Origin of the sequence: Flavobacterium sp. LC2016-01 (genome assembly GCF_009711135.1) — a bacterium.
Taxonomy (GTDB): domain Bacteria; phylum Bacteroidota; class Bacteroidia; order Flavobacteriales; family Flavobacteriaceae; genus Flavobacterium.
Window position 1 is genome coordinate 24,776 of record NZ_WMIC01000016.1, and the last position, 10,654, is coordinate 35,429.

The window sequence follows — 10,654 nt, forward strand, 5'->3', positions numbered from 1 at the left end:
CTTTATTTTTTAATTGTTATTAATCCCAACTGTTCGTTTGATTATATTTCTTATGTAAATACTGATAAGTTCCTTCAATTATCTCTTTTTTTGTTGTATTAAAAGTTGAAGGATTTATTTCAATAATATCTGAAGGTAAATAATTAGCTTTTAATTTCTGTTGAAATTCTGAAGCACTCATTATTATCTCTTTTTTTGTTTTTACATCTATCATTTTAAATCTAATATTTTCAACTTTATCAATAAATGCTTTTAAATCAAATTTTTTCATTCTTTTATTATTCATAATGAAATTTTTAATTAAAGTATTATTTCTAGTAGGTATATTTTTATAAGCAAGCATCATATCTAACTCATATCCTATCTCAGTTCCACTAACTGGCAGTTTGCAACTTTTAACTTTTTCGAATTTAGCCGTATAAATATCATAAATTAATCCATCTATATCCCGAATGGCCCTAGAATGTAAAGGATTATTGTTTAAATCACAGAATTGAATATCTACACTTACATAACCTTCTTCATAGGAAGCGAGGTTTCGTTTAATGTAATCGATTGCTGGTTTTTCTATATACTCTCCAGTACTAATTTTACCTCCAGCACCTAAGTATTCTATCGCCTTTTCTTTATTTGATTGAGAAGAAATTTTTATTAAATCACGAAATTTATTATGATAAGCATTATTTGGCTCTTTAATTTTGTTTCTTATTTGCATTAAATGAATATAGATATCATCTAATTGATTTGCAGAGAAACCGTTTTCTAGCCAAAGATAATCAGCTTCACTTAAAAGAGAAGTTCTAAATCCATTAGCTTTGACAAATTCGGTAATCTTTTCAGGATTTAGAGCAAATTTAACAAAGATTGAAGGATCGTTTCCAAATCTATTTAAAAACAACCATCTTTTGGTGCGCTCAGCAGACTCCAATATTTTTCTTAAAGGAATATGTGGATAATATTTGGTAATTGCATCCATTTTAAGAGAACTTGTTATAACAGTCAAATCTGCTCTATCAATAATTTTCCGATCATATAGAAGTTTCCAATTTTCCAAAGTATTTGATTTGTTCACTAACTTCCATTCTTCTTTAGATAATCTTTTAAAATCATTCCAAAAAGCTATTTTGACATCAGCAGCAAAATCATCAAATTTTGTCAAAATAGTACTATCTTCTAATCCTAAATCAATAAGTTTTTGCCTAATACCAAGAATATTTGTTGCCTTTTGATTTCTTAGGGTTATTAATAAATTCTCTACATCAGGATGAATAGCTCCAGGAGGGATTGAATCTAAGAATTCATCTGCCGCATTAATCGCTTTGTACCTAAAAGTTACTGAGGCTGTAGCTTGCGCTAAAATTAGCCAAAATAGAATACGATTTAATTTTTCTAGTTTTTCTATTTCTGAAGGATCATTAGATAATTGGATTAAATAATTATTGTAAGAGTATAAGATACTTCCTGAAATAGCCAAAGCATTTGTCGCACCTTCTAAAGCAGACCAAATCAAAATTTGTTCACTAGCAAGTGCAGAATTAGTCAAAGCTTGATATATTCTTGATGCATTTTTCAGGTAATTTAGATATCTTAAACTAGATAGACCTCCTGTAAAATAAGCTAAAGCTAATTCGATAGTAATTGCAATTCCTAAATTAACTGAAGCATCAAACTCTTTTAAATCTTCAAACTCTTCAACATATTGAAAAATAAAAGCAGGATAAAAGCTTGCTTCGGGTAAGATAACTTCTAAATCTGGTTGTATTCCGATTAAAGATATCGGATGATACATATGAAAATCACCTAATTTTTCAGGTAATTTAAAAAGAACTTGACTTTTAACTGCTGGAGCACCATAACCATCATCTATATATTCATTCTTGTAAATTTCAGTTTTTTCAGTTTTAAAAATTCTAATTTTATCATGAATAAATCCGGCAGAATATTCAAAACCTTGTTTTGTAATTCCTTCTTCAGAAAAATAATAACCAGTATTAAAAACTAATGTACTGTTTATTATATATTCATCGTAGTTTTGGATAAAATAAGCATTCGGATTAATATTGTCAAGAATTGGAGTAACTCCATTTGGAATATGATAAAAATTATATTTCGATGCAGTCCATAATTGATGAGTAGCAAATACATATTGCCTTCTTGTAAGTGTTTCATCAATAAAAGGAATATATCTTTTGGTACGAGCATCTCCAAGGATGTAATAAATAGCTTGATAATTAGTATCAACTCCATTGTTGCATTCGCCTAAATAATCCAAAAATGAATCTGCTAAAGAGAAAGGGATCGAAACGATTAATCGAGTTAGAAATCTCTTTTGATATTCTGCTAAATATTTCTTCTTAATGAAAGATTCAATTATTGATTTTGTAATTTCAAAGGGAATGAGTGATAATGCATTAATAGGCAATATTGTTAAAACAAATCTATATTTATCAAACTCAGGAGCTTTTGCTAATGTTTGAGGAATTTTGTAAAATTCATCATAAAAGCTTACTAATCCTAAATAGTAGTATTCAAAATCTGAATAAGTTGAATTCTCATTAAAGGTTGATGGTAAAGTTTTTCTGTGTGGCAAAGCAGAGGAAGAGTCATAATAATATCCCCAGCTTTTCTTTAAAATAAAGAGTATTTTTTCAAAATTGGATAGATTGTTTAAATCCGTATTAATCGAATTTGCAACATCATTTAAAGTTTTTTCAGTTGTAACATTTAAAAGTAAGTTTGGAAATATCTCGTTAACAATTTCTCTAATTTTGAAAATTATAAGTAAAGTAATTTTTTTAAATTTTCTTTTCTCTTCATCGCTTGAATATTGATAAATAAAACGCCCTAAATTTTTCGTATAAAAATGATAACCAGCAGTGTTTACTTGATTTTGGATAGGAACATTAGAAGAAGAATAAGTACTAGGTAATTTTAATTTATAATCAACAATATCAAAACCATCAAGTATTCCATCAGAATAGCTTCTAATCCCTTTTTCGTCAGATAAGCTTTCTATTAAAAAATCATATTTTTTTCTATCATAGAATAGGTCATAAGGAGCACCAAAATTAGTAACTCTTACTGAAATCGGATCGTTTTCTTTAGCAATAAATTTATCGAAATTAAATTTATGTTTGTATATCATGTCACTGGCGGAGACAATATTAAAACCAACACTTTCAATATAATTTAGAAATTGATCTTCATTATAATATCCATCGATTAAATCGGATCTTTTTTTATCACTTGTCTTAAATTCTTTTTTATTATGGAATGCATATTTTGTTGTGACAACATCTTTCCCTATGATTGTTTTTTTTGTAAATTCTATTAAAAAACCTTCAATATCGAATCGCAAATCATTAAAATCATTTGTTAAGTTTACAGGTATACCTGATTTGTATAAAAGTACTACCATTTATTCTATATCTTTGTTTAAAATTAAATATTGAAACTCAAATTGTTGCTCTGGCATATACTCGCTATAACCCCTACTAAAATGATATCGCCTATCAAGCGAATACACAAAAACAGTTTCTTCAGGTTGAGATAATTCATTCTCACCTTCAGTATTTTCAGTCACAATAGCAACTTTATATTTCTGATATTTAACATCTTCAGGAGAAATCAATTCGTTTTCATCTTCAAAAAGATCAATCAAAAACAAACGAGGATTTTTTAAATCATCAGTAATCAATGCTTTTATAGTATCATTTTCAGCTTTGGTCAATCCCAGAATAATTTTATTAGGAGTAGAACCGTCTAATGTTTTTAATTCCAGTCCGGTAATGGTTTGAGTGCTGTCTGTAAACAGTTTCAAATTGTAATAGAATGGCTCTGGTAATTCGTAAGTTTTACTATTTGTTACAGCTCCGCTTGCAGAAGCAGTTGTTTTTGTATCTGGCGTGGTACTTCCTGTTGCAGAAACAGCATTATTCATAACATCAACAGTTTCTGTTAGATAAGTAACACGTGCAACAGTAGGTGTTTCTTTAATTCCGGTTTCAATAACATCGTTTACAGTAAGGGTTTGTGCAATAGAAATTCCTTGCTGTTTTTTGTCATAAAACTCATTGATGAGGTTTAGTTTTTCAGAAGTCATTCTGGAGTAACTTTCATCGGCACTTAAGTTTAATAAAGGCTTTGCATCTATTAAATTAAACACGTTATCAAAAAAGTTAGCTTTTCCATATAAAATCACAAGATCTCCGTTTTCATCTTGAGTTGTTCCGGCTGTATATTGATTTACTTTTCCCTGATAAAGCAAAATATTAAGCGTTGCAATATTTTTGCCTTGTACGGCAGGCGTTGTCAGTTGAACTGTTTCCGTTAGAGAACTATAATTTCCTTCGTTATCTGGTGGTACTCGCAAACCATCAGCATTAATGAAATTGTCTTTTTGAGCATTTGCAACTTTGGCAATTTGGCCGTAAAAAGCAGTGTTATTGTTGTTATCTGTTGAAAACTGCAGATAAAGATTATTTGTAGTAACAGTATTTGCTTGCTCTTGTTTGTCAATTAAAACCGGCCAGCCATCCGTGCCATAAGTTACGGTTGTCATTGGAACGATTCCTTCTGAACCTGCTATTAAACCTGTTTTAAGATTTTCAGGACCTTCGCTAATTTTATAGTTTCCATAAAAATCATAACTGCGGGTTCTGTCACTTTGAATGTAGATGTACCAATTATTTTTGGTTGAAAAATTATTTAGCAGATCACTGAAAATTGCAGTTCCTTTTTTCTCAGTTTTAACTCCAGAAGTAGTTACTGTAACAATTCCATTTTCAACATGCGAACCATAAAAAGCTGCAATGTCAATAAACTGAACGCTTTGCTCGCGCTGTAATTTCGTAATGAAATCTGTTTCACCATTTACTGTAATTTCTGCAAAAGGTTTGCGGGCATATTCTAAATTAAAAGCAAACTCAGAATTGTCAAAATTGTTTTGGTAGTCTCCGTAATTCAATACAACATCAATTCCGCATTCGCCTTGCGCAAAATTTCCTAATGATTTTCCAATATCGATTAGTGGTAATTCAAAATCGTCTTTTTCATCAAAAGTATCTCCAGCTTCGACAAATTTTGATTCCTTAAAAAAGAAGTCAGAAATTGGAATTGTTGTATCTGTTAGATTTTTATCGTAACCAATAAATTTAGCTGTGAAAGCCGGAACAGGAATAGGCGTGACAGTTTCGCCATCTTTTTTCACACGGCCTTCATGAAAAGCTTTAAAATCTATGTTTATTTTGTCGATAAAATCTGAATACGATCCTTCATTCTTAATAACTAAAGGATCTGCATCATTGGAAAAAAAATCGCTTTTTTGCAATCCTCGATAAATAAAATATTTGATATTCAATCCAGGAAAAGGCTGTTTATAAGGACGAAGAATTAGATTGACTTTGTCATCACTGCCAGCTTGAGGCTGAACTAAAACAACACCTTTACAAATCGTAAAGGCTTTTTGGGGAGCGCCTAAAGAAAATCTAGAAGTCAGGTTGAAAACAGTTTCAGATTGAGGTCCAAAACCCTGACCTGGCAGCTGTGCGGGAAAACCTCCCGACTCTATAAAAAAATGGGATTTTGCGGACATATTTTAAGTATTATTTATAAAAATTTTTATTTAAACCAGAGTGGTTTATAGATTTTGTAGATGAATCTTCCAATCAAATAAAGGAGAATAAGAAGCAGTAATCTTCCCAGCCAAATCTGGATTTTCTGCCAAAAAGTGATATAGTTGGTAAACTTGGTAATTGTGATCGTTTTCTCCTGAACATCTTTAATTTGTTTCGATTTCCAATGGGCGTAGAGTTCCTGTTCTTTCAGGTTGCAGTCAACTTGGAGTTTATTGTTATCAAGTCGAACCTTTGGGCTTTTTAATGTACGCCCTGGTTCGGCCTGAATAACATTTTTGAGAACTGCTTTTCCATTGATGCAGTCGAGCAATGCGCTGTATGAACTGCTGTCGTTAGTAATTTTAAAAACAGTATCGTGTAGTGTTTCTGTAATCGTTATGGTTTGAATTTTATTTTCGTTTTGTACTGGTTTTGGACTTCGGCATGAAATCACGATTAAAACAATAGCAAGTACAAAAGCAAAGCATTTTAGTTTTTTAGTCATAATAAGAGTGGGTTTAAAATTTAGTTTTGCAGACGTAAAAAGCCTTTTATGGTTTTGACATCTCGTTTTCTTCGAGCGACTTTGTAACCTTCTCGGCTTCCGGAGTCATTTGTGTTTCCTTCAATGGTATAAATCGTATTTCCGGCAATTTTCTCAACAAATCCGGCGTGCCCTGTGCCGTTATTAAAATCTAGAATAAAAACATCGCCCGGCTGAGGTGTTTTTTTTACCAAAAGCGGTCTCGAATTATATTGATCCAATACACCAGCCGTTTTCTTTAATGGATTTTTGGCATCAATTTGAAGTGCTGCTTTTTGTGTACACCAGTAAACAAAAGCCATACACCACGCATATCCTTTTGACAGCCCAACACTTCGCAAATAAATTTCGACTTCAGGTCCAGAATTGCTGTTTCTGGGAATTTCTTCAACGCCAATTTGCGCTGTAGCGATTTCTAAGGTTTTTTGGATTAGTGTCATGACTGTTGTTTTCCGTTAAGCTGTTTAAATTTTTGTAATTCATCTACCAGTTGCTGGTTGATAAGCATCAGTTCTTTGTGCTGCACTTCCATTTTTTTTATGGTTTCGGTGGCAGCGGTAAGTCGGGCGGTAATGTCGTCGAGAAGATCACGATAATATTTTACGGCACTAACGGCATTATCAAGTTCGGCGGCACGGTCTTCGGCTAATGATTTTCGCATTGAGAAAAACCAGGTTACAAAAGCGGCAAAAAAAGCCGTAAGGGATGGATATAGAAATTGTTCCATTGAATGTATGAATGTTGAATGTTAGATAAAATTTGTTTTGGGTAAACAACAGCGAAATGTTGCTTTTTTGGAGAAAGTGCAATCTTAAATTCTGCAGTTAAATCTTTGCTGTTCTTTCCTTTTGTGATTGCAAAGATTGGGTGAAAAAAGCCCTAAAAAAAATGAATGCAAGGTGCATGAACATTAGTATTCTAGGGCTTTACATAGTTGTAAGGAAAGCGAACAGAAATCATTTTTGAAGAAGTAAATGACTCATCTTTGCACCATATAAAAAACGCTTTTTACAGGATGAAATTTCGCTTTCTGTTTATAATGATTAAGAAGATTTTTCCTGATTGCACATTAATTCTTCTATTTTTTTTAGTTCTGAAGTTATGGGTGTACAAAGAATTTCATACAGAGTAGTTCTTGAAATAGGATAAACAGGATAGACATATTTTCGCCATACTACTGTAGTAGGAATATCTTCTGTTTTATGTTTTTGATACAATTCTTTAACGAGTTTGTAACGCAGTAATTTATTTTTTTGAATTCCGAGGCTTCTGTTTGAAGATATAGGCATGAGAGAAGTATTTATTAAGTGATAAAAAATGAAAGAAGGTTTTAGAGGAAGAAGAATGAACTTTTAATAAGAATAATAAATAATGACATAAATTTTAAATGCAGTCAAACCATTTGATCTTTTCTCAATACTGGTTTTTTACTTCTAATGCCATTTTTAAATCTCGTTCTGAGGTTGTATTTGTTAAAGATTTTTTTAACAATAAAGGTCAGCAAGCTCCGCATGACAATTCTGTTTCCATAAACCATAAGGTTTGGATTCCATTAGAAAGAATGTTTTTGGCTGCTTTTTTATTGGGCTGAAATTGCCCGTTTTCCGGTTCCTGTTTTCTTCACTTGGAAGTAAAACAGGAACCATTTTTTTATCTGTAATTTTTAAAAAACAGATTTTTGGGTTTTTTAGCCCTTATAAGTGGCTGAGGTATGTTTTTTAAATCGGGGATTTTTTATCACGATGCTTTCATATTGATTAAAAGCCTGCCGTTCTTTATTCGACAAATCATTTTTGCAGTTCCAGTTTCCGAGACCGTCTTTAAAAATAATATGTTCATTAACCTTGTAACTTTCGTGGTCTGTAATTGGTTTTATTTTTACGCTCATTTAAGTATTGTTTAAAAATTATTTTTATTCTGAAGCAAAGCCATTCACGAAATGAAAAAATTGGCTTTAAGTTGGTTGTAATTAACAGAATAGCTAAAAGCAACGATGCGTAAATATCATTATTAGGCTGCATGATTTTGTTCGTTTTGCTGATTAAAAAAATTAAAAGCATATCCCTGTAAAAAATCTACAGACGACATAGACAACGGAATATTGGTTTTTACTCCATTTTCATCAATTCGATTTGCCTCGATAAACCAGCTTGAGCGTATTGGTTTAAATGAAGAAGCAATGATTTCAACGCCATCTGTAAATTCCTCATTATTGAATTCTTTCGTCAGTTTTTGAAGTTCTAAAACTCGTGAACCTTTTAAATTTCCTTTGGCATCTTTTTTTAATAAATTGAAAACAATTTTTACTAATGATGCAGTTTCTCTGCTTGTAGAAAGTGATGAAATGTAATTTTGTACTTTTTCAATTCCAATAGTTACCGTATCGTCCCAGCCTTCGTTAATGCGGTAGCCAATTGTAATTTCTTCTTTATCATTAGAAAAAGTATGCGACATTTGTTTTTCTTTAAAGCCATAAACCTGATTTTTTAAATCCAGAATAGTTTCAAACAACTGAAAAGTTTCTGTTTTGGCATTTCGCATCATTTCTGAGGTTTCATGTAATCTTGAAAGTGCTTTCGGAATAGTTTCGGCTACAAGTTTTTTGTACGCATCCCTTTCTTCAAGTTTTTTATTTTCAATTCTGTTTAAAGCTTCTTTTAATTGTTGTGCCGAAAATTGAGATAAGTCCATAGTTTGGTTGATTGAGTTTGTTGATGTAGTATTCATAGTTTACAGGCTTTTAGTTTAGTAATAAAATTTCGTCTTTGAATGGATCACTATAATAAGGTTTGAAATTATGCAGTACTGCAAGTTTTGAAACCTCTTTTAATTTGTTTTCAATACTTTGTGAAACAGGACGCGGAGAAGCAGTCTCATTGTCCAGAATATGCATCCACTGAAAACGTTCCTGATTAATACAGATTCTTTCCCCGGCTGTAAAAGTTTTGCTTCGTTCAGAACAATATTGAAGTGCTAGATACAATTGAGCAATTCTTGTTTCGATTTGATTTTTACTCATGATTTTTTTTCTAAGTTGGTTCGTAATTTTTTTATATCAGATTCTATTAATGTTCTTTCTGGGCTATTTGGATTTTCAATGAGCCAACTTTCCAGTTCTTGAATTTTTTCCTTGATTTGATTTGTTTCCATTTTATGAATTAATTAATGATAAAATTTGTTTAGGTATTTGTTGCTGTTGATTAATATTACTATATAAGTGTAGTTTATTTCATTGTTGAGAAGCTTTCTGGTTTAGTTTGTTTTTTAGTGTTTTGTATGTTTGTTTTTATCTGTTAATCAGTTTGTTGTTGGGTATTTGTATTTTTTTTATGATTTCTGTGTTTCATAAATTTGTGTGCAATTGTGTTGTTTTTGATTTTTATTTTTCTTTACTTTGCAAATATAATGTAAAAAAACACATTAAAACAAATAATTAACGTAAAAAAATACATCTTTTTATGGGGTCAACAGAGAGAGTGAGAGAATATCTTGATTATAAAGGGATTACTAAGTATAAATTTTGCAATGATTTGGGTTTTTCTAATAAATTTTTAGATAATAGCAGTAATATGGGAACGGATAAGGCGTGTAAAATATTACATCATTATCCGGAAATAAATTCAGAATGGTTATTGACAGGAAATGGGTCAATGATAAAAGAAAATGAAACTAATATTGTAATTATGAATAGTGACCGAAAAACGATTGACTCATTGCATACCAATCAAGAAATACCTTTATATGATCTTGAAGCTGTTGCGGGTTTAAGAGAGTTGTTTAGCAGTGGAAAACCGCAACGAGTTTTGGATACAATAAAAATCCCAAATTTGCCAAAATGTGATGGTGCAATTTCGGTTACGGGTGACAGTATGTATCCGCTTTTGAAATCGGGAGACATAATATTGTATAAAGAGACAGAGTTTGAAAATATCTTTTTTGGGGAAATGTATCTTTTAAGCGTGAAGTTGAATGAATGGGAGGAATACATTACTGTTAAATATGTTCAGAAATCGGAGCAAGGGAATGAATTTGTAAAGCTCGTAAGTCAAAATTCGCATCATCAGCCTAAAGATATTCATATTTCAAAAATATCTGCATTAGCGCTTATAAAAGCAAGTATTCGTATTAATACTATGATGTAGTAAAAAAATATGAAATCATCTCTTGAAGTGAGTTTTTTTGGATGATTAGAAAGCTTTGCTTTTAACTTGTGATTGTAAAAGAAAGAGTCTTAGAATATTCAGTTATTTGAGGCTTTTTTTATGAACGAATGTTTCTATTCAGATTGGCAGTCTTTTTGTGTGGTTCTTAACTTTTGCAATTAATCTGCTTTTGTATTCATTCAATTGAATTATGATGAGAAAGTGGAGCGTATATAAAATAAAAAAACCTTTAACAAAGTTAAAGGTTTTTAAAACTCAGCGGAGAAAGAGGGATTCGAACCCCCGGACCTGTTACAGTCAACAGTTTTCAAGACTGCCGCATTCGACCGCTC

11 protein-coding genes are annotated in these 10,654 nt (G+C 31.3%); 1 reads left to right on the forward strand and 10 read right to left on the reverse strand.

The features are described 5' to 3' along the window. Nucleotides 1-19 precede the first annotated feature (19 nt). The 10 genes from GKZ88_RS22160 to GKZ88_RS22625 form a co-directional block, all read right to left on the reverse strand. Nucleotides 20-3,418, reverse strand: coding sequence for a hypothetical protein (locus GKZ88_RS22160; protein ID WP_155104483.1), 3,399 nt, complete (start codon nt 3,416-3,418; stop codon nt 20-22). Then, nucleotides 3,419-5,593, reverse strand: coding sequence for a hypothetical protein (locus tag GKZ88_RS22165; protein ID WP_155104484.1), 2,175 nt, complete (start codon nt 5,591-5,593; stop codon nt 3,419-3,421). Nucleotides 5,594-5,619: 26 nt separating this feature from the next. After that, on the reverse strand, nt 5,620-6,120 hold the full coding sequence (locus GKZ88_RS22170; protein ID WP_155104485.1) for a hypothetical protein: 501 nt from the start codon (nt 6,118-6,120) through the stop codon (nt 5,620-5,622). 20 nt (nt 6,121-6,140) lie between these two features. Beyond that, nucleotides 6,141-6,599: a CHAP domain-containing protein gene (locus GKZ88_RS22175; protein ID WP_155104486.1), complete on the reverse strand. Its 459-nt coding sequence runs from the start codon at nt 6,597-6,599 to the stop codon at nt 6,141-6,143. Further along, nucleotides 6,596-6,886, reverse strand: a complete 291-nt coding sequence (locus GKZ88_RS22180) for a methyl-accepting chemotaxis protein (RefSeq protein ID WP_155104487.1) — start codon at nt 6,884-6,886, stop codon at nt 6,596-6,598. The genes GKZ88_RS22175 and GKZ88_RS22180 overlap by 4 nt, the downstream gene beginning before the upstream one ends. Nucleotides 6,887-7,202: 316 nt before the next feature. Then, the gene (locus tag GKZ88_RS22185; protein WP_155104488.1) at nt 7,203-7,448 is read right to left on the reverse strand and encodes a hypothetical protein; all 246 of its coding nucleotides are present in this window, start codon (nt 7,446-7,448) and stop codon (nt 7,203-7,205) included. Nucleotides 7,449-7,846: 398 nt separating this feature from the next. After that, complete coding sequence (locus GKZ88_RS22190) at nt 7,847-8,047, reverse strand: hypothetical protein (RefSeq protein ID WP_155104489.1); 201 nt, start codon at nt 8,045-8,047, stop codon at nt 7,847-7,849. A 122-nt stretch (nt 8,048-8,169) separates the two neighbouring features. Then, the gene (locus tag GKZ88_RS22195; RefSeq protein ID WP_155104490.1) at nt 8,170-8,886 is read right to left on the reverse strand and encodes a DUF3164 family protein; all 717 of its coding nucleotides are present in this window, start codon (nt 8,884-8,886) and stop codon (nt 8,170-8,172) included. 13 nt (nt 8,887-8,899) lie between these two features. Beyond that, nucleotides 8,900-9,178, reverse strand: coding sequence for a hypothetical protein (locus GKZ88_RS22200; RefSeq protein WP_155104491.1), 279 nt, complete (start codon nt 9,176-9,178; stop codon nt 8,900-8,902). Beyond that, nucleotides 9,175-9,309: a hypothetical protein gene (locus tag GKZ88_RS22625; protein WP_255474724.1), complete on the reverse strand. Its 135-nt coding sequence runs from the start codon at nt 9,307-9,309 to the stop codon at nt 9,175-9,177. The genes GKZ88_RS22200 and GKZ88_RS22625 overlap by 4 nt, the downstream gene beginning before the upstream one ends. 308 nt (nt 9,310-9,617) lie before the next feature. Between GKZ88_RS22625 and GKZ88_RS22205 the strand changes: the two genes are divergently transcribed. After that, nucleotides 9,618-10,301, forward strand: coding sequence for a S24 family peptidase (locus GKZ88_RS22205; protein ID WP_155104492.1), 684 nt, complete (start codon nt 9,618-9,620; stop codon nt 10,299-10,301). Nucleotides 10,302-10,654: the final 353 nt, after the last annotated feature.

Coding starts and splice junctions, on each gene's coding strand:
- GKZ88_RS22205 (WP_155104492.1), top strand. CDS start 9,618: ATGGGGTCAACAGAGAGAGTGAGAGAATATCTTGATTATAAAGGGATT.
- GKZ88_RS22190 (WP_155104489.1), bottom strand. CDS start 8,047: ATGAGCGTAAAAATAAAACCAATTACAGACCACGAAAGTTACAAGGTT.
- GKZ88_RS22175 (WP_155104486.1), bottom strand. CDS start 6,599: ATGACACTAATCCAAAAAACCTTAGAAATCGCTACAGCGCAAATTGGC.
- GKZ88_RS22180 (WP_155104487.1), bottom strand. CDS start 6,886: ATGGAACAATTTCTATATCCATCCCTTACGGCTTTTTTTGCCGCTTTT.
- GKZ88_RS22185 (WP_155104488.1), bottom strand. CDS start 7,448: ATGCCTATATCTTCAAACAGAAGCCTCGGAATTCAAAAAAATAAATTA.
- GKZ88_RS22165 (WP_155104484.1), bottom strand. CDS start 5,593: ATGTCCGCAAAATCCCATTTTTTTATAGAGTCGGGAGGTTTTCCCGCA.
- GKZ88_RS22170 (WP_155104485.1), bottom strand. CDS start 6,120: ATGACTAAAAAACTAAAATGCTTTGCTTTTGTACTTGCTATTGTTTTA.
- GKZ88_RS22625 (WP_255474724.1), bottom strand. CDS start 9,309: ATGGAAACAAATCAAATCAAGGAAAAAATTCAAGAACTGGAAAGTTGG.
- GKZ88_RS22200 (WP_155104491.1), bottom strand. CDS start 9,178: ATGAGTAAAAATCAAATCGAAACAAGAATTGCTCAATTGTATCTAGCA.
- GKZ88_RS22195 (WP_155104490.1), bottom strand. CDS start 8,886: ATGAATACTACATCAACAAACTCAATCAACCAAACTATGGACTTATCT.
- GKZ88_RS22160 (WP_155104483.1), bottom strand. CDS start 3,418: ATGGTAGTACTTTTATACAAATCAGGTATACCTGTAAACTTAACAAAT.